The organism is Flavobacterium sp. TN-1 (assembly GCF_052828645.1).
Map to the genome: position 1 here is coordinate 2790279 of NZ_CM128253.1, position 23179 is coordinate 2813457.

Consider the following 23179-nt stretch of genomic DNA (forward strand, 5'->3'; position numbering starts at 1 on the left):
ATTAGTATCGTTATTTTATTCTGATCAACGAACCGAAGAGTTTATAAAAACTTATACTATCTCGAAATAGCTGATTAAATATTAAATAATGCTCTTTTGAGATAGTTTTTCTTTATCTAATAAAAATAACATGAATCTAAAAAAAATACTAATTCTTTCTCTTGTCTTCCTAGTACGAATATATCAATATATTATTTCTCCTTTAATGCCTGCTGCTTGCAGGTATCAACCTACTTGCTCTCAGTATATGGTAGACGCTTTAAAAAAACATGGTCCTCTAAAAGGATTATGGTTAGGTAGTAAACGTATATTACGATGCCATCCTTGGGGAGGTAGTGGTTACGATCCTGTACCTTAAATATAAATAAATTTCTTATTGTAAATATAAAATTTGACAACAAAAAGCTGCCCTATCTCTTACTTATAATTCTTTTTCAGAAAAAAAGATAGGGTTCCAAATATCTATTCTATTTCATCTATTAAAAAGGAACAGTCTTCTGAATTAATAATTTCTTTTTCTCGTTCTAGCATATATTTATATAATGCAAACTGAGCAAAAAGATATAGAAACATACATACAGAAGGAAAAATAGCTATTGATAGATAAAAAAGCTTTAACACTAAAAGAAATTGAATAATTGCAAAAAAAACAGCGTTAATTAAGAGCCAAAAATTCTTTTTACATTCTTTAATCATATAATTTGAAAGGGCAACTCCTCCTAAAAAAGAAAGAAATAATACTTGAACTAGGTAAATATAAATCCCTTGTCCTAATTCATTTTTAGTTAAGAAAGTTAAATAGCCAAATGCTGTAAAAAAAGGAAGAGTACCTATAATTACAGGTAGTTTTTTTTTGATAGGTTGATCTTTTACTACCAAGTATATTACAATTCCTCTATATATAAAAAAGAAAATAGATGCTACTACGGCACTATTAAAAGTTCGTGATACAAACAAAATATTAGCTATTAAAACAAAAAATAGAGCTAATAAAAAATATATATTACGTTCTTTAGAAACCACCCAATACATCAGCATCATAATAGGCATCAATAAAGGCTTTAAAATATACATTATTAAAAAATTATTAAAATATTCAGCTACAACTTCAAGTAATCCTATTGTAAAAAACAAAATTAAAAATCCTTTTTCTTGAGATTTTTTTTCGCTATAAAGCATATATTTGACAGTAAATTAAACTCCTTATTTCTGACTCTAAAATTACAATTATTTTTTTTTCGAAGTATCATCTTTAATTAATTTCTACAGTTTTATACGAAAAGAGAAATCAACAAATTATAAGATAAAATTTTCAGATATTTTCACAAAAACATAAAAAAAGCTGCTTATAAATAGGCAGCTGATTATTTTTATGAAAGAAAAAATTATTCGTTATGCAAAAATGATTGTCTATTTAATAATATTTCTTCTGTTTCTACGTGATTATCATCAGGTACACAACAATCCACTGGACATACTGCGGCACATTGTGGTTCTTCATGAAATCCTTTACATTCAGTACATTTACCAGGAACAATATAATAAACATCATCCGAAATAGGCGTTTGTGCAGTTTCTGAATCTACTTCTGTACCATCTGGAAGTATTATTTTTCCTGTTAATTTTGTACCATCTTTCCATCTCCAATCATCAGCTCCTTCATAAATTGCCGTATTAGGACACTCTGGCTCGCATGCCCCACAGTTTATACACTCATCTGTAATTATAATTGCCATATTTTCATGCTTTATGCCGCAAGCCCTAAGCTGTAAGCGTTCAACAATTTTAAAAGCTTTAGGAAGTAACATACAGTCTACTAAAGCTAAATATCTTATTTTTGTGCAAAAATACAATCTAAACCATATATAAGCAAGTAACCTATGTCACAAAAAGAAATTATTATTGCATTTTCTAAATTAGGAAATTTCTTAAAACAGTTTACACCGCAGGGCAATCTAGCAAATAATCAAACGGCATATAATGACCTTTTTTTTGACCCATTTATCGATCTTATCCAGATCTCGAAAGCACATAATGGCTGGTTTACACCTGAACAAGTTTATTTTTCAATTCAATCTTGGGCAGATGCTTTAACAGAAGAAAACTTAATTCAATGGTTAGCACCTTACAGCTATAACGAAAAAAATCCCAAAACAATTGCACTTATTTTAGCTGGTAATATTCCCTTGGTGGGATTTCATGACTTTATATCTGTTTTACTTAGTGGAAATAAAGTGCTAGCCAAATTATCGTCTAATGATCAAAAATTACTTCCTTTTTTGGCTAATTATCTAAAAGCGGTAGAACCTAAACTTAAAAATAGAATTCTTTTTACAGAAGAAAAATTAGAAAATTTTGATGCTGTAATTGCTACTGGTAGCAATAATACAGCGCGTTATTTTGAGTATTATTTTAGGAATAAGCCTTCTATTATCCGTAAAAACAGAAATTCTGTTGCTATATTAGACGGTAACGAAAATAAAGAAAATTTATTTTTATTAGGAGAAGATATCTTTAGATATTTTGGTTTAGGCTGTCGTAATGTTTCTAAGATTTTTATACCTAAAGATTATGATTTCAAATTATTTTTTGAAGCCATTTATCCTTATGGTGAAATTATTCATTATGAAAAATATGCTAACAATTATGATTACAATAAAGCTGTTTTTTTAATGAGTCTTTTTAAAATATTAGATAATGAATTTTTAACATTAAAAGAAGATACAAGTTATGCTTCACCCATTTCTTCCTTATTCTATGAATATTACGAGGATCTAGAAGAAATTAAAAACCGTCTCATAAATGACCAAGATCTTATTCAATGTATTGTTTCAAATCAATTAGTAGAAAATAGCATTCCTTTTGGTCAAACACAAAAACCAAAACTCTGGGATTATGCAGACAATATTGATACTATTGCTTTTTTAAATTCACTATAAAATGGGGATTAAATTTTCAGACATAATAAAAAAAGAAAAAGAAAAAAAAACTCACATACACAAACCTCATTTTAACCTTGAGGCACGTATTAATTCCAATCGTTTACATACAACATACAATAAAAAGCAAACCATGAAAAAACACAATTATAGTGCAGGTCCTTGCATTTTGCCACAAGAAGTATTTGATCTATCTGCAAAAGCTATTTTAGATTTTAATGACATGGGATTATCGCTTTTAGAAATCTCACATCGCAGCGATGAATTTGTTGCTGTCATAGAAGAAGCTCGTGCTTTAGTTCTTGAACTTTTAGGATTAGAAAATAAAGGATATCAAGCACTTTTCTTACATGGTGGAGCTAGTTTAGAATTTTTAATGGTTCCTTATAATCTAATGAAAGTAAACGGAAAGGCAGGTTATCTTGAAACAGGTACATGGGCAAGTGGAGCTATTAAAGAAGCTACTCTTTTTGGTGAAACCATTATCTTAGCTTCTTCAAAAAATGAAAATTTTAACACTATACCTAAAAATTATATAGTACCTGATAATTTAGATTATTTTCATTGTACCAGTAATAATACTATTTACGGTACTCAAATGAAATCATTCCCACAATCTAATACGGTTATGGTTTGCGATATGAGTTCAGATATTTTCTCAAGAAATTTAGATTTTAGCAAATTTGATTTAATTTATGCTGGAGCTCAAAAAAACATGGGTCCTGCAGGTACAACTTTAGTAATTGTAAAAGAAGAAATATTAGGAAAAACAGGACGCATTATTCCATCTATGTTAGATTATCAACTACATATTGCCAAAGAAAGCATGTATAATACCCCACCCGTGTTTTCTATCTATGCCTCTTTATTAACATTGCAATGGCTAAAAAAAATGGGAGGAGTTCATGCCATTGAAAAAATAAATAATGAAAAAGCCAAACTTTTATATACCGAAATAGATCGAAATCCTTTATTTGAAGGTACAGCCGTCACAGAAGACAGAAGTCTAATGAATGCCACGTTTGTTTTAAAAAATACAAAACACGAATCCATCTTTGATCAACTTTGGGAAAAGGCAGGTATTTCAGGACTAAAAGGACATCGTTCTGTTGGCGGTTATAGAGCCTCTCTTTATAACGCCTTACCATTAAATAGTGTTCAAGTTTTGGTAGATGTAATGAGAGAATTTGAAAATTTAGTTTAACACAACACTTTATAAATGAAAATATTAGCCAATGATGGTTTATCTGATCAGGCCATTTTATTATTAGAAAACAATGGGTTTAAAGTATTAACTACTAAAGTAGCACAGGAACAGCTAAGTAACTATTTAAATAAAAACCAAATAGACATTCTTCTTATACGCAATGCTACCAAAATCAATCAATCTATAATAAATGCTTGCCCTAATTTAAAAGTAATAGGCAAACTAGGGATTGACACAGATAATATTATAACAGACCCTAATCATTCAAACACTATAAAAATCTTAAACACCCCAAACGCTTCAGTAAATGCTGTTGCTGAATTAGCTATAGGACATCTTATTTCAGGAGCTCGTTATTTACATGATTCTAATAGGAATATGCCTTTAGAAGGCGATACTCATTTTAATCAACTAAAAAAAGTATACAGTACTGGTTTAGAATTAAAAGGAAAGACCTTAGGAATTATAGGATTTGGAAAAATTGGTAAAGCCGTTGCTCAGAAAGCATTAGGGCTAGGAATGAAAGTTATTGGAACAGCAAAAGAAACAAAACAAGTTCCTGTTGACATTGAATTTTACTCCAATCAAAAAATTACAATTCATATTGATCTAATGCCTTTAGAAGACCTACTCCCCTTAGTTGATTTTATTTCTTTACATATACCCACACAAAAAAATTATCTCTTAACCGCTAGTGAATTTAAAAAAATGAGACAAGGTGTAGGAATAATCAATTGTTCAAAAGGTGAACTCATCAATGAAGTAGATTTGATTGAGTATCTAGAAAATAAAAAAATTAGTTTTGCTGGTTTAGATGTTTTTCAAGGAGAACCTAATCCTGCTGTTCAGTTATTAATGCACCCAGACATTTCATTAAGTCCTCATATAGGAGGAACTAGTGCTGAAACTTTAGAAAATATGAGTATCGAAATAGCTCACAAAATTATTGATTTATATACATAAGAAATATCATTTTTAATCATTATTTTTATAAACATAACCAAAACATAATCAAAATGTCAGAAATTTTAGATTTAATCAATAGTGATTTAGGAAAACAAATGGTTACTAATATCAGTAATAAAGTAGGTACTTCAGAAGGAGAAACTTCAAATGTTTTAAGCTCTGCTCTCCCTCAATTAATCCAAACCATGCAAAGTAATTCAGCTACCGAAGCTGGAGCTGGAGGATTACTAAAAGCATTATCAAACGGTAAACATAATACTAATTTATTAGATACTATTACTCATTTATTTAATAATGGAATAGACTCTCAAGATGGAGTTAAAATATTAAGCCATATATTAGGTAGTAATCAACCTAATCTAGAAAATAAATTAAGTTTATCAACAGGCCTTTCAAATGATAAAATTGGTTCTATTTTACAAATGGCTGCCCCTTTATTAATGTCCTTTTTAGCTGGTAAAGCAAAATTAGCCAATGTACAAAATGGAACTGATTTAGGAGGTTTATTAGGAAGCCTATTAGATGGAAAAAGTATAGGTAATTCAAGTATTACATCATTGTTAGATCAAGATGGCGATGGTCAATTAGGTATTGGAGATGCTATTGCTCTTGCTAATAAAAAAGGAGGATTAAATGGATTATTAGGAAACCTTTTTAATAAATAACGAGAGGATCTAAAAAGTCAAAACTCAGCACCTAACCTATCAACTCTGCAACAGAAGAAATCAGATTATCAGTGTCATCTCATTTACTTCGCTTGTTAGTTCGTTCAAATCTTATCTTGTTCGAAATGATACGATTACGACCTTTTAGATAGCCTTAACATTTTATCAAACCTTTTAGTTTATACAATTATCTTTTCAAAAAGACCACTAATTTACCTTTTATAGTGGTCTTTTATTCTAAATCCTACATACATATATGTTTCTACATTTAAAATAATAATATTAAAAACACTTTTATATCATTTAAAATTTCCTCATAATACTATTTTTTTAACCTTGAGATTATCCAAAAAGTTTGCAATTTTGTTCATTTCGACCAAAGGGAGAAATCACATAATGCTGATTATGAAACTTCTCCTTCCTTTGTCGGAGTGACAAACTGCATGTTGATTTAGACACTATCCTATAAAAGCAATAAAAATTAGTATTGGTTCTCGATGCGCTTCGCGCTCTAACTAACGATAATTTCAATTATATACTCAACCGTTTGTTCGAGTTGTTTTAAAATAAAAAAACATATCGAGAATTTTACTTTTTAATCCAGTATATTTTAAGTTTAAATAGCATTAACCACTTTTTACATATTTTTAAAATAAAGAACATAACTATCTATAAAATAACATTATAATAAAAATACAAACTATTTATTACATACATCAAACTTTATGTTTAAAAAAAATAAATAACAATCATTCTTACATATTTGTTTTTTATTAAAATTTTATTAAATTTAGGCGACACATATACCCCAAAAAACAATGGTTGAAATCGATATTGAAAAGGAAAATAAAGCAATAGCTCAGGAGTATAAAGAATTACTTCGCATAAGTTATCAGACATTGAGCGATGATGATAAAAAACTGATTCGCAAAGCTTTTGATTTTGCAGTAGATGCTCATCAAGATCAAAGAAGAAAATCAGGAGAAGCTTATATATTTCATCCTATAGCAGTTGCAAAAATTGTGGCTGGAGAAATAGGATTAGGTGCTACAGGTATAGCTGCCGCACTTTTACATGATGTAGTTGAAGATACAGACATAACAGTAGAAGAAATAGAAAAAGCATTTAATCCTAAAGTAGCTCAATTAGTAGCTGGTTTAACTAAAATCTCACAAGTCAAAAAAGACATGAATGTCTCTATGCAGGCTGAAAATTTTAGAAAAATGTTATTAACACTAAATGATGATGTTAGGGTTATTATCATTAAGTTGGCCGATCGCTTGCATAATATGCAAACTATGGAATCAATGGCAGAGCACAAACAATTAAAAATTGCCTCTGAAACACTCTATATATATGCTCCCTTAGCTCATCGTCTTGGACTCTATAACATAAAAACAAAACTAGAAGATTTGGGGCTAAAATATACAGAACCCATCATATACAATGACATTGTTAGTAAAATTAAAGAATCAAAAGAAGAACAAGATGCATATATAAAAAACATCTCAGACATTTTACAAAAATCATTAGATGAAGAAGGAATAGATTATATTATAAAAGGTAGACCAAAATCTATTTACTCTATTCGAAGAAAAATGGCAGCACAGAAAGTAAGTTTTGATGAAGTATATGACAAATTTGCTTTGCGTATTGTATACAAATCCAATCCACATGACGAAAAATTTCTTGCTTGGAAAATTTATTCCATTGTTACTGATCATTATCGTCCATCACCTAGTCGTTTAAGAGATTGGATATCCTCCCCTAAATCTACTGGTTATGAAGCACTACATATAACTGTTATGGGCCCACTAGGTCGTTGGGTAGAAATACAAGTTAGAAGTGAAAGAATGGACGAAATCGCAGAAAAAGGTTACGCTGCACATTATAAGTATAAACAAGGAGCTACAGAAGAAAGCAGCCTTGATACTTGGCTAAACCTTTTACGAGAAGCACTCGAAAATGCAGACAGTAACGCCGTCGATTTTGTTGAAGATTTTAAAATGAACCTTTACGCAAAAGAAATTTATGTATTTACTCCAAAAGGAGAAATTAAATCATTACCAAAAGGAGCTACCGCATTAGATTTTGCTTTTTCAGTTCATTCAGAAATAGGAATAAAAACACGTGGTACAAGAGTTAATGGAAAATTAGTACCGTTAAACCAAGAATTGAAAAGCGGCGATCAAGTAGAAATCATAACTTCTCCACATCAAAAACCCACAGTTACTTGGCTAGATTACGTTACCACTTCCAGAGCTAAAAATAAAATCAGAAATGTTTTAAATGAAAATACTAAAAAAATAGCTGAAGATGGAAAAGAAATATTAGAAAGAAAACTTCGCCATTTAAAAATTAATTTTAGTGAAAATACAATTAATGAACTCGTTGCTTTTTTAAGATTAAAAACCAGTTTGGATTTATTTTATAGAGTTGGAATAGGGTCTATTGACAATCAACAACTAAAAGATTATGCTTCCCAAAAAAGCAATACTTTAATTAATTTCTTTAGAGGGAAAATAAAAAAAGGACAAATAGCCAATCCTGAAATAATTCAAAAGGAAGAAATTACCCAAAAATATGATCTACTTGTGTTTGGAATTGAGCAAGATCGATTAGATTATAAATTATCAAGTTGTTGTAACCCCATACCTGGAGATCCTGTTTTTGGTTTTATAACAATCAACGAAGGGATTAAGGTACATAAAAAAGACTGCCCTAACGCTATTAGTTTACAATCTAATTATGCCTATCGAATCATTCCTGCAAAATGGATTGATTCTACTCAACAGGATTTTAAAGCTACATTAAAAATCACAGGAATGGACACTCTTGGACTTACCAATGAATTAACAAGAGTAATTTCCAATAATTTAAATGTCAATATTCAAAGTATATCTTTAAGTGGAGAAGCAGGGCTTTTTACAGGACAAATAACAGTTGTTGTTCCTAATATTTCTATCCTAAAAAAAATGATAGAAGGAATTAGAAAAATTGATGGAGTTGAAAAAGTAACAAGAGAGTACACTAATTAATTTCAATAAAATTACGCTCTTATTTTATTAATAAAAATTATTATCTTTTAAAAACCCATTATCTTTTTTAAGAAATGGGTTTAAAATAAATATCATTAAATCTAAATTATATGATAATAAATTCAAACAAAAAACGAATAAAACAAATCTTTTATTTTCATTCTAATTTGGATACCTATAAAATAAAATTTTGTGAATTTTTTATTTTGTAACATATATTAATTAAACAAAAACCAAACATTCTATGTATCCCTAAATTAAAAAAAAGAAATATTATAAAAACATTTGGGCTGGCATTAACTATTGTAAAACCAGCCCTTTTCACCTTAAGCTCTTGCTTGAGATTAAAATACCCACAGTTAAACACTCATACCTATTCTCGATATGTACTTCTATTGATTTAACATCTTAATAACCAACAAATAACAAAAAGTCCCCATCTTCCTTGTATTTTTGTTAAGATTAAAAACCCAGAATAAAATGATTTAGATCTGTGCGATAAAACTAAATAATTTCTCTATAGCATAAAGAAATAAAATAAATAGTAAACTTTTTAGTTGAACATATTTGAAGGTATATATAAACAAATAATTTATGACTTTACTCTTTTATTCAATATTTAAAACTAATTCAAGTATACTATTTATTATTAAAATCCTTATATTCTTTTATTTCTTCTTCTAATAATTCAATTGCTCGGTTACGTATTTTTTGTGCTGTTTCCGAATTATTGAAATATCTAAGAGCGCTATAAATTGTTTGTCTTGAAACCTCTTGAAACTCTTTTCTAAGAACTTGATGATGTTTAGTACCTAAATTAATTGACGACCCCATAAACTTACTTTATTATATTTACATTTGTAAATGTACTCACAAAGAGCACAAGCAAATATATATACTTTTTTTCAAACAAATTATGATTTATTAACTTTTTTTCAAACACCATGTCCATCCAAGAAAGAATCCTACAATATATTAATTACAAAACAATTACACCTTATAAATTTTGTAAAGAATTAGGCTTTGCAATGGGTTACCTTGATAAAAGGGGAGCTATAAGAACAGATAATTATTTGAAAATTATAGAACACTATAAAGATTTAAATCCAGAATGGTTATTAAAAGGGGAAGGTAATATGCTAAAAGATTGTGCTATTCAAAAAAACATTCTTGATAATGAAAAAATAAATTATAAAGAATTAGCAGAAGCAAGAGAAGAAATAATAAAACTGTTAAAAGAAAAAATAAATATACTTACAGAAGAAAATTTTATTTTAAAAACTCGCCTAACAAAACAATGAAAATAAGAGTATTAAGACACTAAAATGTGACACTAATTATTTTTTAAATAAACCCCAAAACATAATTTATTTAATTTTAAACAATTTTCTATTACCATTTAACTAACTTGTTATGTATATTCTACATTTTATTATATTATTTTTTTATTATCCTATCTCCCATTTTACCCAAACCAATTTAAAGGTATTTTAAAATTGATTTATTTTAAAGATATAAGATAGTAATTTTATTTAAAAAAACAAATATGAAACGTCAATTCAAAAAGATTACAATCTTTTCTTTCTATCCTTTTTTAGAAAATTTAAAACTTTTTAATTCTTTTACATTTAATATCGTTTTTTTACTCTCAGCTCAAACAAATAGTTTTTTTTGTTAGATTTGTAAAGACAAACATACATAATAGTTATGTAAATACAAAACTAAATATATTTTTTTTAACATAACTATTATGCTTTTAAAAACTAAAATGAATAAAAATGGATGCTAATTCTATAATTCTAGAAATTAAAAAAAGAGGGTTAACTGGTTATAAAATAGCTGAAGAAACAAAACTCACAGAAGTTGGTATTAATAAAATATTAAATGGCACTTCAAAAAAACCAAGAGAATCTACTCTTAAAATTTTACATAATTATTTAGCTAACAAAAATTATTTAGATGAAAATTCTAAAGTAAGTTATGAACACAAGGAATCAATTGAGATAAATTTTTTAAAAACGGAATTAAAAACCGCAAATGACACAATTGTTTTTCTTAAAGAACAAAATGATTTTTTAAGAGAACAAGTTTCTTTTTATAAAGATAAACACGCTAGTAAAGAATATGACAACTTAGTTAAAACAATTGATAATAAAGTAGATTATTTGTATGAAACTTTTAAAGAAAAGGAATTAATAAGTCAACTAAGTAAAATGAAAAAGAAAACAAAAAAGTCTCTATTATAGAGGCTTTTTAAAAAACATACCAATACAATCTTTTTTTATTTTTGAATTTTCTTCTGCTTGTATTCTTCTATATTCTTTCAAACATTGAGAAAATATCTTTTTAACGGTTTCTTCGTCAATTTCATTATTATCATACGACTCATTGGCTAACTTTGAAAGACGTATTAACTCATCATATTTACTCATAGGCTAATATTTATTTATTACTATATAAGACAAGTCTAACATTTTTTCAAGAAATATAATTTTTTTCTTAATTTTTTCTTTTTCTACTCTCTCTTTTTCCTTTATTTTAGAAATTCCTATCATAAAAACAATAAATAAAAGAGTTATAAAAATGGCATAAATTTTAGACCATCCATAGTCTGTTTTATCTTCTTTAAACACCCAAAATAAATACGTTGCATAGGTATAAACAGGAAAAATATAACTTATTTTATACGGTTTCATGTTAGCTCCTACAATTAGTAAAAGTGGAGCTATTATAATGGATGTTGCCCAAACCAAATCGGCTGAGTTATTATAACCACAATTATCATTAAAATTAATATTATAAACCATCACATATTTATCTAAATAAGATATTAATGCGGATACTATAATAAATATTGACCCTAAAGTTCTATACATTTTTAATTAATTCTCGGAGGTTTAATTGTTCCTCTTTTATCTATTTTCATTTTAGAAAAAAATGGATCATTGAAACATATTTTTTCTTTTTTTAACTTCATAAATTCGTTATTATCAGAAAAACGAAATATAAAACCTCTACATAGGTAAGGAGATATTAATATTAAAATAATTTTTTTTTTCATATAAGTATATGAATATCTTAAGTCATAAAACATTTTCATAAGAAAGATCATCAAAAACAGATATTTTTTACTCTATTTTATATAGATTATTTATATTCTTAAAGATCTAATTATTAAAATTTTATAGATAAAATTTACACTAGACTATGTTTATTTTCAAATATTCTAATTTTTCAGTTTTAAAAACTCTAAAAGATACAAAGATTAAAAATAAGCTCTTTTTTATCACTTTTTAAACACCAAAGGCATTATGCTTATTCTATCTTTATATTCTTTTTAGAGTTTTCATTCAAGGATGTCCAATCCCTTTTATAATTCTTACTGTAAATTGCTGTTTTTTTGTTTATAAAGTTTAACAAAGGAACAACTCTTCTCTATTAGCATGATAATTTTCCCTTTAATAACCGATAATCAAGAAGTTTTACGGGGCGCAATTTAGTTTGTTTAAAATTAATTTAATTATGGTTTTTCCGTATATTATGTTAAAACTATTTTAAGTTTTATTTATTTTTTACATCAATATAGAGCTTCTTTTTAAATATTATTTAAACTATCATTTTTTTTAGTATATTATTTTCCTTTAGTTTATCAATTTCCTAACTCCAATTGATTTTTAATTAAATTAAAATAATCGCCTTTTTTATCAACAAGTTCTTGATGATTTCCTTTTTCTACTATTTTTCCTTGTTTTAATACTATAATTTGATTTGCATTTTTAACAGTTGACAAACGATGCGCAATAATAACAACTGTTCTTCCTCTAAAAAATTCTTGTAAATTATTATGAATTATTTTTTCATTTTCTGCATCTAATGCTGAAGTTGCTTCGTCAAAAAAAATAAATTCGGGATTTTTATAAATAGCTCGAGCAATTAAAATTCGTTGCTTTTGCCCTCCACTTAATTCGATTCCAGAATTTCCTACTTTTGTATTAAATCCCATAGGTAATACTTTTATCAACTCTAATATATTGGCTATTTCAGCTGCTTCTATTAATTTTTCTTCATCTATTTTTTCATCTGCTATTGCAATATTTTCTGCTATTGTTCCACTAAATATTTTTCCATCTTGTAAAACAATACCGCATTTTTTTCTCCATAAATTAGAAGAAACTTCCTGTAAATTAAATGAGTCTAACTGAATTTTACCTTTTGTTGAAGAGTAATAAGAAAGTAATAATTTTAAAAGAGATGTTTTTCCACTACCACTTGCTCCTACGATTGCAGTAATACTATTTTTAGGAATTGAAAAAGATATATTTTCTAAAACAAATGGATTAAAATTTCCTGGATATTTAAAAGAAACTTCTTTTATATCTATAACATTAAAAGTATTTTTTTCTATATCTATTTTTGTATGATTATCTTCTTCTTCAGTATCATAAATTTCATTTATTCGTTTATTAGCTATTGTGGCATCTTGGGTATCTCTAATAAATGTGACTAAATTTTGAATAGGGTTTGTTAACTGACCTATGACGTATGAAATGCTCAATAATGTTCCTAATGTCATTTCTCCTTTTATAATAAAATAAGCACAAATGGCTATGGCTGTAATTTCTTTAAACTTACTTAAGAACTCGACTCCTATATTTTGATACATATTTAAAAATAAATTGCGGAGTTCTAGTTTATTTATTTTTTTCTGAATATTTAATATTTTATTTACTGTTTTATATTGAGCATTGTTTATTTTTATTTCTGGCATATTCATTATAAATTCATAAACTCCATTACTGTTTTCAGATTGACTTAAAAACATAGCATACTCTAACATTGCTCTTTTTCGTAAAAAAAAGGATACCCAAATTATTGAAAATATTGATAAGGTTATATAAATACTGAAAACAACAAGATTAAAATAACATAGTAAAGCACTAAAAATAAGTATATTAAATACACTCAAACTAAAATCAATTCCTTTCCAAGTAATAAAATTTTGTATTTTTTTTTGATCTTGAATTCGTTGTAAAGTTTCTGTATTAAGTCGAGTATCAAAAAAACGAATGGGTAGACGCATTAATTTGAGTAGTAAATTTTCTTTTAACAAGATACTCAAATGGTAATTAATTTTTGTTAGTAACAGAGTGCTTAAAAAATCAGATATAAAACTAGATATAAAAAGTACTATTTGTGCTGCTAAAAAATAATAAACTATATGAATATTTTTTAATATTATCCCTGAATCAATAATCTTTTGAAAAGTAAATGGAATATAAAAAGAAGTTATCAAACTAATGATTAGTAATATAATTGAACTCAGGTATTTCCATTTATTAATTTTTAAAAATGAAAAAGCGGTGATAAATGAGGGCGATTTTAGTATTGCTTTTTTACTTTCTTCTTGCCATTTAAAGTTTTTAAACTCTTCTGTTTCTTGAAATACAATCCCTACTCCCTTTTCATTATTTCCTTGCCATTCTTTTATAAAGATGTCCTTTTCTAAAATAATTTTACCATAAGCTGGATCAAGTATATGGTATTTATTTTTTTTGTTTTTATATGTAATTTTTTCGAGTACTACAAAATGGTCTTGTTTCCAAAATAAAATTGAAGGTAAAGGAATTTCTTCTAGTTGCTCTTGTGTTAATTTTAAAGGAGTGGTTTGCAATCCTATTTTTGATGCTACTTTTGTAATATCTTGAATAGAAACTCCTATTCGAGTAAAATCAAATTGTTTCTTTACCTGTGATAATGCAATTTTTTTACCATAATAACTGATAATCATAGCTAAACATGCCGCACCACAATCTGTACTTTCAAGTTGATTGTAAAAAGTTACTTTTGATTTATTATAATGCAACATTTTCTTTTAATATTTCCTCTATTTTGGTTAAAACAACTTTATCTTTTTCAGATTCATCTCCATGAAAAACACAATATTCTTTTCCTTCATTTTCTATAGCGTGCTGTGTACATCCTCCATTGCATAAAGGCATAATTTTACAATTAAGACAGGGTTTGTTTTTAAATTTGGATGTCATTCTTCTATCTAAATAGCCATTTTCCCATACAAGTTCTCCTTCTTGTGAGATATATCCTGCTCTATTTTCAGAAAGAAAATCTCTTGCGGTACATTTGAATAAATCTCCATTATAATTTATAGTTGCACTATTTCTTTTATCTGCATAACAAGATGCTTTTACATTATCTGGAGAATAGATAACATTTGTTCTAAAACCTTTAGACTCCATAATAGAGACGTTGTTCATTAAAACTTTATTACTATCATCAAGCTGATCATTTTGCCATACACGATGAAAATCTATCAATAATTTTTTATTTCTGATTTCTTTTGGAATTTCTTCAAAATCATCAATAATTTTAAAACAATTGTGAATATTTTTATCAGTGTAATTGATTCGAAGAGTAATATTAAATCGTTCGTTTAGAAGTAATTTTTTCACATTTGCTATAATTTCATCATAGCTTCCTTTCTTTTTGTTTACAAATCTAACTTCATCATGTTCTTCTTTATAACCATCTAGAGTAATTTGTAAACTCGCGTACATATCGTATTTTTTAAAATAGTCAATAAAATAATCATTGACTAAATATCCATTCGTGGTAAAACTAACGGAATATTTTTTATTGTAATGGTTACTTTCTTCCCTTACATGATCTATCAGCGGAATCACATTCATTTTGAAATACAACAAGGGTTCTCCTCCAAAAAATGATAAGGAAAAGTATTTCATTTCGTTTTTTGAAATAGTTTTTGTTACAAATTTTTTCACTGAATCTAAAACTGAATATTCTAATTTAGAATCTTTAATATGGGTTTCATAACAATACCAACATTTGAAATTACAGTTCATTGTAGGATTAACTGTAAGCAAAAAAGTAGAATTATTTTCGTCTATTTTTTCACTAATTTTTTTTAATTTATCCGTTTCGTCTACATTGTCATCTATAACAAAATTATTTTCGGACAAATAATCAAAAAAAGTAGGATGTATTTCTTTTAAGTTATTAATACCTTCTATAATAGAGGCTTCTAAAATTTCTTTTAACTCTCTTTCTATAAAAAGAAATTTTTGTTCTAATGAATTGTACAACGCATATTTTCCTTTGTAAGGTAATATCGTATTAAAGCGACTATATTTTTTCATATTTTATGTTAGCCTATTATTTAGTTTATAAAAATTAAAAACAATACACACTTTGTCTTTATATCATGAAGGATATAAAAAGATGATTATAGATAAATTTTATCTATTTCTTTGTACTACAACCTGGTACACAGTTACCTACGCAATTCCCGTTTTTACCTTTTTCTTTCGTTATTTTTTGTTTTTTACAAGTAGCTGCTGCACAGTTTCCTCCATGACAATTATTAGTAAGGTTTGAATCTTGGTAATCAAAATTATCAACTGTACTAAAGATCGAAGAAAATCCTCCTATAAGTTTTTGTTTATCAACCTCATCTAGTTTTTCAAAATTTAAAAGTTTCATAGATTATTCCGTTTCTTATAAGGAAGTTATCCGAAAAGTATAAATCAATATGTAATTTATTATTCAATAGAATGAAAATTTCATTTTTCTATTTTTATCTTTATTTATAAACAAGATTATAGAGTCTAGTATATTTAATTACATTGGATGTTATAACTTTCCGGATACTTCTTTTTTAATTATTCTAACTCAATTTTATTACTAAACTTCTGCTGTACTAATATCTGATCCGCAGCCTGCAACACAATTACCACTTTGACAATTGTTTGTTTGACCGCATTTATAGTAGTTATCACCTTCTTTTAGTAAACCGCCTACTACATTAATTGTTAAAGCAGTAGAAAAACCTCCTTTTAATGTTTCTCCATTAATTTCAAGAGCCTCAAATTTTGATAGATCAAATTTTTCTGTTTTGTTTGTTTTCATTTTTACTAGAATAAAAATTATTGTATTGTTTCTGCTTATTATTTCACCGAGCAGTCAGTTAATTTGCGCAAATGGTTATTTATAAATTCTATTTTCTGTATTGTACACTACAAATTATAGAAATTTAAAATATTTTAATTTGTTCTGTTTTTTTCTTCTTCGTTGCTTACTTTTCGATTTTTATTACTTATTTTATTATTACCCCATTTGTATATTAATTGTAAGTTTATATAACGAGAATCATAATATCCTTTATATTTAGTATCGATCATATTGCGAGTACTTAACGTGTTAAAATCGTTTGTTTTTAAAAGATTTTCAATTGTTATAATTGCTTGCATTTTTTTTTCAAAAAACGAAGCTCTTCCATAAAGACTTATCAATGTTCTTTCATAGTTATAAACTAGATCACCTGATCTATTAGGGAAGATATAGCTAACATCAAAACCTGCTGAAAGGGTTTTATCTTTTTTTAAAATAAAATTATTACTTGTATTTATTTGCGCGCCCAAACCTTCATTGGTTTTAGGTGTCAGAGGATAAATTCTAGAATCGGAGTGTTGAAAATAAATATATAAGGTATTTTGATTTTCCCACCATTTTTTCTTCGTATAATTTAGCATTTGATTTAATCCGATGCTATAATTGTCAAAATAGTTAAGTTGTGTTATTCTTTGATAGTATTCATTATCATTAAGCATTACTACTTGTCCGAAATTATTTGTTTTTTTTAAAAAAAACAAACTAGAACCTATATTGTCTTTATAATTAAAATTAAACTCGAGATTATTTGATATGCAGGGTTTTAAATTTGGATTTCCTTCTGAATATGAAAAGTTTGAGGTGTACCATCTAAATGGATTTAGATTAGAAAAACTAGGTCTATAAATTCTTTTGGAATAGCTTAATGAAATTGTTTTATTATCATTTATTTTGTACATACAATATATCGTAGGGAAAAACTGAGTATAATTTTTAGTTGTTATTTGATTTAAAGTGAGTGAATTTCCTTCTGTTTGTGTACTTTCAAGACGCATTCCTAATTGAGTTTGCCATTTTTCATTACCAAAAGTTTTATTTCCACTTATGTAAATGGCTTGTGTATTTTCTTTAAACTGAAATTTATTACTTTGATTAGAATCTTTTAAAGGTTGGCCTGTAGTGTTATCAAATAAATCTATATCATTATTGGTTTTTGAATATGATAATCGTATGCCGTAATTCAAATGAATCCATTTTAATGGATGTTGTATATCTACCTGAGTTGAAATATTTTTAATATTTTGACTTGTTTGATTTAGAGTATTTTGAAATTTTGAGGACAAACCTGATTGTGGTAGCGCAAAAGTTGTAGTGTTAAAATTACGATTAACAGCAGATGTATAACTCAAATAATCTAGATCAATACTTATTTTTTTACCTATTGTATCTAAATCTATATTTGAATGAAGATTAATTGTATTTAGTTCTTTTTTTCGCTTACTTTCTCCAATTGAATTAATATTAGCGGTTTGTTGTTGTCTTATATTATCTACAAGAGTTACTTCATTTGAATCATTTATATTGGGTTTACTGATATTGCCTACATATTGTATTCCTAAATTCCATTTTTTATTTACCTGATAGTCATATCCTAGACGATTACTCCAGATATTGGTATAATACTTTCCTATTCCTCTGTTTTCCCATTGTTGATTAGGATAATAAATAATCGAATTTTCAGTTCCTTTATAACTACCATTTGTATAAAGTGTGCTTATAACATAACTATTTTTGTCTTTTTTATAAGTAAATGTTCCTCCTAGTCCTCCTGTAAAATAGGTATTTTGTTTTAAATTGGTTCTAATACTTGTATTCCATGTATCATTTTTGGCTTTTTTAAGAATAATATTAAGTAAACCGCTATTTCCTTCAGCACTATATTTTGCTGGTGGTGTTGTAATAACTTCTATTGATTTTATATTATCGGCTGCTATTGTTTTAAGATAATTTGTTAAATCGTCACCAGATAATGACATCAATCTACCATCTATCATGAGTCCCATTCCGCTTTTTCCTATCATGGTTATTAGATCATTTTGAATTCTTATTCCTGGTGTTACTTTTAAAGCATCTAAGGCATCTCCACTTGAAGCTCTAGTAGAATTTTGTACGTTAAAAATTACTCTATCTACTTTACGTTCTATTATTTTCTTTTGAGATATTATGGTTATTTCTTCTATTTTATTTATCTTTTCGGGATGTAAAATTCCTAGATTTGTATTTTCTTTTATTTCAACATTTTTTTCTATAAGAATTGTTCCTAATTGCTTTATTTGTATAATATAATTTGCTCTTTTTGGAACCTTTATTTCAAAATATCCTTGCTCGTTTGTTAATTGAGTAGAAATGGCTTCATTTTCTAATGTTGACATAATTACTTCTGCCATTACTATGGGTACATTACTCTGTTTCATTAGTTTTCCTGTAATTGTAAATTGTGCTTTAATAGTAATTGGAATTCCTAAAATGAATAAATAGAAAATAATTTGTCTTAATTCTTGCATTTTACGTAGTTTGTTTAGTCTTTATTGATCTATCATTACTTTTAGGAAATTTCTTAAAAATCATATTCTTGTTATCTAACCCATCTAGTCTCTATTCTGTATCTTAAAGAAATTTGAACGAGTTAGCGGCGTTGATAATGTAATTTCTTCTATAGGTAAACAGAAATTAAATATCATTTCTTATAATTTTTATTTCCGTATTCATTAGTTTAAAAAACTCTAAAAGAAATAAAAGTTAAAAAAGATAATCTTCTATATTCTGTTTAGAGTTTTCATTTTAAGGATGTCCAATCCTACTACAATTTCAACTCAAATTTTGTTATTGTCATTAAAAAACAAATATTCTTGATTTTACCACAAGTAATCTCTCACACATAAATCACTGTGATTCAATAACTTTAAATAGAATAGTGAAATTTAATTAGTTTAAAAATATTCATAACGAGGTTTTTCCGTATATTTTGTTAAAATTTAACGATATTCATAAAAATATTTAAAAACAAAAAAAGAGAACTTAAAAAAGTCCTCTTTTTTTTAAAAAATATTTATTTTATTTTAAAAAACTACATTTATCTTGTAAATAATAATTCTCTATATTTAGTTAGCGTCCATAATTCGTCATCGACTAGCAATTCTAATTTATCACAATGTTCACGAATAACATCAAAATAAGGTTTAACGTGGTCACAATATGCGTTTGCCATATCTTCAGATGATTCTAAATTATTAGCTTTTTTACGCTCTTCTATCATTTGATCTACATTTTTATTAATTCCTTCAATGTGTGCTGAAATTTCTTTAATTAGACCTATTTGTTCTTTAGCAACATTTTCAAAATCGGAACCAAAAATTTCTTTTAATCCTTTTACATTTTCAATTAAAATATTTTGATAACGAATAGCTGTGGGAATTACGTGGTTACGAGCAATATCGCCAAGAACTCTTCCTTCTATTTGAATTTTTTTAGTGTATTCTTCTAATTCAATTTCATAACGAGCTTCTACTTCTACATGGTTCATTACCCCCATTTCTTCAAACAGGCTAACTGCTTTTTCTGAGACTTTGGCTTTTAGAGCTTTCGGAGTCGTTTTATGATTACTTAGACCTCTTTTTTCGGCTTCCTCTTCCCATGCGTCACTATAACCATCTCCTTCAAATAAGATATTTTTAGTTTGTTTGATATATTCTCTTAATATATTAAAGATGGCTTCATCTTTTTTCAATCCTTTTTCTTCAATTAAAGCATCTACTTCTATTTTGAATACTTTCAATTGTTTGGCTACGATTGTATTTAAGGTGGCCATAGAAGTAGCACAATTGGCTGATGAACCTACTGCACGGAACTCAAACTTGTTACCTGTAAAAGCAAAAGGAGAAGTTCTGTTTCTATCTGTATTATCTAGGAATACATCTGGTAATTTACCTACTACATTTAGTTTTAGATCTGTCTTTTCTTCTGGTGATAATTTTCCGTTTGATACACCTTCTAATTCTTCTAATACTTTTGTTAATTGTTGACCAATAAATACAGAAATAATGGCTGGTGGGGCTTCATTTGCTCCTAGTCTATGATCATTACTTGCCGATGCTATAGAAGCTCTTAATAATTCTTCATAATCATGTACTGCTTTAATTGTATTTATAAAGAAAGTTAAAAACTGTAGATTACTCATAGGTGTTTTCCCTGGTGATAATAAATTAACACCTGTATCTGTTGCTAACGACCAGTTATTATGTTTACCTGAACCATTTACTCCTTTAAAAGGTTTTTCGTGCATTAGCACTTTAAAGCTATGACGTTCTGCTACTTTTTGCATTACATCCATTAATAAAGAGTTATGATCTACAGCTAAATTAGTTTCTTCAAAAATAGGTGCTAACTCGTATTGGTTAGGTGCTACCTCATTATGACGTGTTTTAACAGGAATTCCTAATAGCATACACTCATTTTCTAAATCGCGCATATAGTTTAGCACACGTGTTGGAATAGATCCAAAATAATGATCTTCTAATTGCTGTCCTTTGGCTGAGGTATGACCTAATAGTGTTCTTCCTGTAGCTAAAATATCAGGTCTAGAAGAAGCTAAAGCTGAATCTACCAAGAAATATTCTTGTTCCCAACCTAAGGTAGGTGTAACTTTCTTAACGTTTTTGTCAAAATATTTAGCTACTTCTGTCGCTGCTGTATCAACAGCTTGTAAAGCACGTAACAAAGGTGTTTTATTATCTAATGCTTCTCCTGTGTATGAAATAAAAACGGTAGGAATACATAATGTTGTACCAAAAATAAAAGCAGGTGATGTTGGATCCCAAGCTGTATATCCACGGGCTTCAAATGTATTACGAATTCCTCCATTTGGAAAAGAAGAAGCGTCTGGTTCTTGTTGTACAAGTTGACTTCCTCCAAATTTTTCTACTGGATCTGATCCGTCAAAAGACGTTTCAAAAAAAGCATCATGTTTTTCTGCTGTTGTACCTGTTAAAGGCTGAAACCAATGTGTATAATGAGTTACTCCTTTTGACAAAGCCCATTCTTTCATCCCCATTGCTATATAATCAGCAATTTTTCGATCAATTTTAATTCCGTGTTGAATAGCATTCTGAACAGCCTTATAAGCCTCAGATGTCAAAAATTGACGCATTGCTTTATCATTAAATACATTGGTCCCAAAGATAGATGATTTTCTATCTAGTTCTTCTACTACTACAGTTGGACGACTAGTAGCCTTTTGGAGTGATTGAAAACGAAATGTTGCCATAAAATTATTGTTAAGTAGTTTATACCTTATTAGATTAGTTCAAAAGTATAAAAAAAAATATAAAAAACACCTAGACCCCCTTATTTTTTATAGAAAAAACAAAAAAAATAAATATCTAAAAGCAATTAACCCCCTATTTTTTATAAAAAAGTTATCATTACTTAGTATATTCTACAAAAACACCCCTTTATCATCTAATCTTATAATAAAAAATCATAATTATATTTTATACCATTTAAACTTTTAAATTTCCTCATTGATCTTTTTTATATATTTTTTTAGCTTCAAATTAATATTAGATTTTTTTCATAAATAAAAATCTTAATTAAACTAAAAAACCTCCTTTGCTTTTATAAACAATAGGAGGTTTCTTTTTCTTTATTCTTTTTATATTATTTCAATGTATCGTATACTTTATATTGTATAGCAAAATAAAAAGGGAAAGTAAAAAAGATTCCTATACAAAACGCAAAAAATCCCAAATATCCCAAAATAACGGATATGATAATCAATAAAAATACTTTTCCAAAATTTAAAAAGCAATCTTTAATACTTTTCTTTATTCCTTCTATAGGTTTTAAATTACTAAAAATAACATTGGGCAATGCTGTAAAAGTAAGAATAGAAGTTGATATTGAAATAAAAAAGGAAATGAAGTTTTTTATAGTATGATCTTTAATTAACACTTCTAAAGTTGTATTAAAAAATAGGCCAAATCCACTGACTAATAGGGTAACTAAGAGTATAGAGAAATAATATGGACTGTTTATATAATAATAAAAGGTATTAATACCTACTTTATTATTTTCTTGTGTATCTTTCATCATTTTTAGGATTCCTGCATTAAAAGGAGCGACTAAAGCTATGATCATAGTTAATACTGATAAATATAATAGTTTATCTTTTATGGAAAATTTTTCAGGATTAAAGTGTTTTAAATATTCTAATAAATCATCTCCTTTATATAACGTCTTAAATCCAATATTAAGTAGACTAACTAAGACAATAGTTAGGATAAAAAAAACAAGCCCTACTAGAAGTATATTTTTTTTGTAAAGTTCTATGCTTTGTTTAATAATTTGATATAAATCAATTTTTTTTAAAGTTTTCATTTTTAA

The 23179-nt window shown here is 27.2% G+C and carries 20 protein-coding genes; 8 read left to right on the forward strand and 12 right to left on the reverse strand.

Annotation, left to right across the window (positions count from 1 at the left end):
* Positions 1-130 precede the first annotated feature (130 nt).
* Positions 131-358 (forward strand): membrane protein insertion efficiency factor YidD, encoded by a 228-nt coding sequence (gene yidD / locus ACUXZJ_RS12645; RefSeq protein WP_060382352.1) that lies wholly within the window; start codon positions 131-133, stop codon positions 356-358.
* Positions 359-462: 104 nt separating this feature from the next.
* Here yidD and ACUXZJ_RS12650 read toward each other — a convergent pair whose 3' ends face one another.
* Together ACUXZJ_RS12650 and ACUXZJ_RS12655 are read right to left on the reverse strand one after the other, a co-directional pair.
* Positions 463-1179 carry a lysoplasmalogenase family protein gene (locus tag ACUXZJ_RS12650; RefSeq protein WP_060382353.1) on the reverse strand — a complete coding sequence of 239 codons (717 nt, stop codon included), beginning with the start codon at positions 1177-1179 and terminating at the stop codon, positions 463-465.
* 206 nt (positions 1180-1385) lie between these two features.
* Entirely contained in the window at positions 1386-1736 is a 351-nt protein-coding gene (locus ACUXZJ_RS12655; protein ID WP_060383843.1) for a 4Fe-4S dicluster domain-containing protein, read from the reverse strand.
* Between the two features lie 144 nt (positions 1737-1880).
* On the opposite strand from ACUXZJ_RS12655, the gene ACUXZJ_RS12660 reads away from it, so the two are divergent.
* The 5 genes from ACUXZJ_RS12660 (at position 1881) to ACUXZJ_RS12680 (ending at position 8815) form a co-directional block, all read left to right on the forward strand.
* Positions 1881-2939, forward strand: coding sequence for an acyl-CoA reductase (locus ACUXZJ_RS12660; protein ID WP_060382354.1), 1059 nt, complete (start codon positions 1881-1883; stop codon positions 2937-2939).
* 133 nt (positions 2940-3072) lie between these two features.
* Positions 3073-4143 carry a 3-phosphoserine/phosphohydroxythreonine transaminase gene (serC, locus tag ACUXZJ_RS12665; protein ID WP_060383844.1) on the forward strand — a complete coding sequence of 357 codons (1071 nt, stop codon included), beginning with the start codon at positions 3073-3075 and terminating at the stop codon, positions 4141-4143.
* Positions 4144-4158: 15 nt separating this feature from the next.
* A complete protein-coding gene (locus ACUXZJ_RS12670; protein WP_063743860.1) occupies positions 4159-5109 on the forward strand; it encodes an NAD(P)-dependent oxidoreductase in 951 nt (316 codons plus the stop codon).
* Positions 5110-5162: 53 nt separating this feature from the next.
* Positions 5163-5777: a DUF937 domain-containing protein gene (locus tag ACUXZJ_RS12675; protein WP_063743859.1), complete on the forward strand. Its 615-nt coding sequence runs from the start codon at positions 5163-5165 to the stop codon at positions 5775-5777.
* Between the two features lie 818 nt (positions 5778-6595).
* On the forward strand, positions 6596-8815 hold the full coding sequence (locus ACUXZJ_RS12680; protein ID WP_060382357.1) for a RelA/SpoT family protein: 2220 nt from the start codon (positions 6596-6598) through the stop codon (positions 8813-8815).
* 639 nt (positions 8816-9454) lie between these two features.
* Here the strand turns inward: ACUXZJ_RS12680 and ACUXZJ_RS12685 are convergent.
* Positions 9455-9649, reverse strand: a complete 195-nt coding sequence (locus ACUXZJ_RS12685) for a hypothetical protein (protein ID WP_014164422.1) — start codon at positions 9647-9649, stop codon at positions 9455-9457.
* Between the two features lie 110 nt (positions 9650-9759).
* Between ACUXZJ_RS12685 and ACUXZJ_RS12690 the strand changes: the two genes are divergently transcribed.
* A complete protein-coding gene (locus ACUXZJ_RS12690) occupies positions 9760-10116 on the forward strand; it encodes a hypothetical protein (RefSeq protein ID WP_060382358.1) in 357 nt (118 codons plus the stop codon).
* Positions 10117-10593: 477 nt separating this feature from the next.
* Positions 10594-11061 carry a hypothetical protein gene (locus ACUXZJ_RS12695; RefSeq protein WP_063743858.1) on the forward strand — a complete coding sequence of 156 codons (468 nt, stop codon included), beginning with the start codon at positions 10594-10596 and terminating at the stop codon, positions 11059-11061.
* On the opposite strand, the gene ACUXZJ_RS12700 is transcribed toward ACUXZJ_RS12695, so the two are convergent.
* From ACUXZJ_RS12700 to ACUXZJ_RS12740, 9 genes are all read right to left on the reverse strand, one after another.
* A complete protein-coding gene (locus ACUXZJ_RS12700) occupies positions 11056-11247 on the reverse strand; it encodes a hypothetical protein (protein ID WP_060382360.1) in 192 nt (63 codons plus the stop codon). The two genes, ACUXZJ_RS12695 and ACUXZJ_RS12700, sit on opposite strands and share 6 nt — an antisense overlap.
* Positions 11248-11250: 3 nt before the next feature.
* Positions 11251-11691, reverse strand: a complete 441-nt coding sequence (locus tag ACUXZJ_RS12705; RefSeq protein ID WP_060382361.1) for a hypothetical protein — start codon at positions 11689-11691, stop codon at positions 11251-11253.
* Positions 11692-12464: 773 nt separating this feature from the next.
* Positions 12465-14681: a peptidase domain-containing ABC transporter gene (locus ACUXZJ_RS12710; RefSeq protein WP_446195170.1), complete on the reverse strand. Its 2217-nt coding sequence runs from the start codon at positions 14679-14681 to the stop codon at positions 12465-12467.
* Entirely contained in the window at positions 14668-15987 is a 1320-nt protein-coding gene (locus tag ACUXZJ_RS12715; protein ID WP_063743856.1) for a radical SAM/SPASM domain-containing protein, read from the reverse strand. Before ACUXZJ_RS12715 ends, ACUXZJ_RS12710 begins: the two co-directional genes overlap by 14 nt.
* Before the next feature lie 103 nt (positions 15988-16090).
* Positions 16091-16330 carry a hypothetical protein gene (locus ACUXZJ_RS12720; protein ID WP_060382365.1) on the reverse strand — a complete coding sequence of 80 codons (240 nt, stop codon included), beginning with the start codon at positions 16328-16330 and terminating at the stop codon, positions 16091-16093.
* Between the two features lie 201 nt (positions 16331-16531).
* The gene (locus ACUXZJ_RS12725) at positions 16532-16756 is read right to left on the reverse strand and encodes a hypothetical protein (protein ID WP_063743855.1); all 225 of its coding nucleotides are present in this window, start codon (positions 16754-16756) and stop codon (positions 16532-16534) included.
* 134 nt (positions 16757-16890) lie between these two features.
* A complete protein-coding gene (locus ACUXZJ_RS12730; protein WP_063743854.1) occupies positions 16891-19302 on the reverse strand; it encodes an outer membrane beta-barrel family protein in 2412 nt (803 codons plus the stop codon).
* 569 nt (positions 19303-19871) lie between these two features.
* Complete coding sequence (locus tag ACUXZJ_RS12735; RefSeq protein ID WP_060382368.1) at positions 19872-22061, reverse strand: glutamine synthetase III family protein; 2190 nt, start codon at positions 22059-22061, stop codon at positions 19872-19874.
* Between the two features lie 392 nt (positions 22062-22453).
* Positions 22454-23173 (reverse strand): hypothetical protein, encoded by a 720-nt coding sequence (locus tag ACUXZJ_RS12740; protein WP_063743853.1) that lies wholly within the window; start codon positions 23171-23173, stop codon positions 22454-22456.
* Positions 23174-23179 lie beyond the last annotated feature (6 nt).

Bases quoted from the DNA above. Each gene is read 5' to 3' on its own strand.
- yidD (WP_060382352.1), top strand. From the start codon at position 131: ATGAATCTAAAAAAAATACTAATTCTTTCTCTTGTCTTCCTAGTACGA.
- ACUXZJ_RS12650 (WP_060382353.1), bottom strand. From the start codon at position 1,179: ATGCTTTATAGCGAAAAAAAATCTCAAGAAAAAGGATTTTTAATTTTG.
- ACUXZJ_RS12655 (WP_060383843.1), bottom strand. From the start codon at position 1,736: ATGGCAATTATAATTACAGATGAGTGTATAAACTGTGGGGCATGCGAG.
- ACUXZJ_RS12660 (WP_060382354.1), top strand. From the start codon at position 1,881: ATGTCACAAAAAGAAATTATTATTGCATTTTCTAAATTAGGAAATTTC.
- serC (WP_060383844.1), top strand. From the start codon at position 3,073: ATGAAAAAACACAATTATAGTGCAGGTCCTTGCATTTTGCCACAAGAA.
- ACUXZJ_RS12670 (WP_063743860.1), top strand. From the start codon at position 4,159: ATGAAAATATTAGCCAATGATGGTTTATCTGATCAGGCCATTTTATTA.
- ACUXZJ_RS12675 (WP_063743859.1), top strand. From the start codon at position 5,163: ATGTCAGAAATTTTAGATTTAATCAATAGTGATTTAGGAAAACAAATG.
- ACUXZJ_RS12680 (WP_060382357.1), top strand. From the start codon at position 6,596: ATGGTTGAAATCGATATTGAAAAGGAAAATAAAGCAATAGCTCAGGAG.
- ACUXZJ_RS12685 (WP_014164422.1), bottom strand. From the start codon at position 9,649: ATGGGGTCGTCAATTAATTTAGGTACTAAACATCATCAAGTTCTTAGA.
- ACUXZJ_RS12690 (WP_060382358.1), top strand. From the start codon at position 9,760: ATGTCCATCCAAGAAAGAATCCTACAATATATTAATTACAAAACAATT.
- ACUXZJ_RS12695 (WP_063743858.1), top strand. From the start codon at position 10,594: ATGGATGCTAATTCTATAATTCTAGAAATTAAAAAAAGAGGGTTAACT.
- ACUXZJ_RS12700 (WP_060382360.1), bottom strand. From the start codon at position 11,247: ATGAGTAAATATGATGAGTTAATACGTCTTTCAAAGTTAGCCAATGAG.
- ACUXZJ_RS12705 (WP_060382361.1), bottom strand. From the start codon at position 11,691: ATGTATAGAACTTTAGGGTCAATATTTATTATAGTATCCGCATTAATA.
- ACUXZJ_RS12710 (WP_446195170.1), bottom strand. From the start codon at position 14,681: ATGTTGCATTATAATAAATCAAAAGTAACTTTTTACAATCAACTTGAA.
- ACUXZJ_RS12715 (WP_063743856.1), bottom strand. From the start codon at position 15,987: ATGAAAAAATATAGTCGCTTTAATACGATATTACCTTACAAAGGAAAA.
- ACUXZJ_RS12720 (WP_060382365.1), bottom strand. From the start codon at position 16,330: ATGAAACTTTTAAATTTTGAAAAACTAGATGAGGTTGATAAACAAAAA.
- ACUXZJ_RS12725 (WP_063743855.1), bottom strand. From the start codon at position 16,756: ATGAAAACAAACAAAACAGAAAAATTTGATCTATCAAAATTTGAGGCT.
- ACUXZJ_RS12730 (WP_063743854.1), bottom strand. From the start codon at position 19,302: ATGCAAGAATTAAGACAAATTATTTTCTATTTATTCATTTTAGGAATT.
- ACUXZJ_RS12735 (WP_060382368.1), bottom strand. From the start codon at position 22,061: ATGGCAACATTTCGTTTTCAATCACTCCAAAAGGCTACTAGTCGTCCA.
- ACUXZJ_RS12740 (WP_063743853.1), bottom strand. From the start codon at position 23,173: ATGAAAACTTTAAAAAAAATTGATTTATATCAAATTATTAAACAAAGC.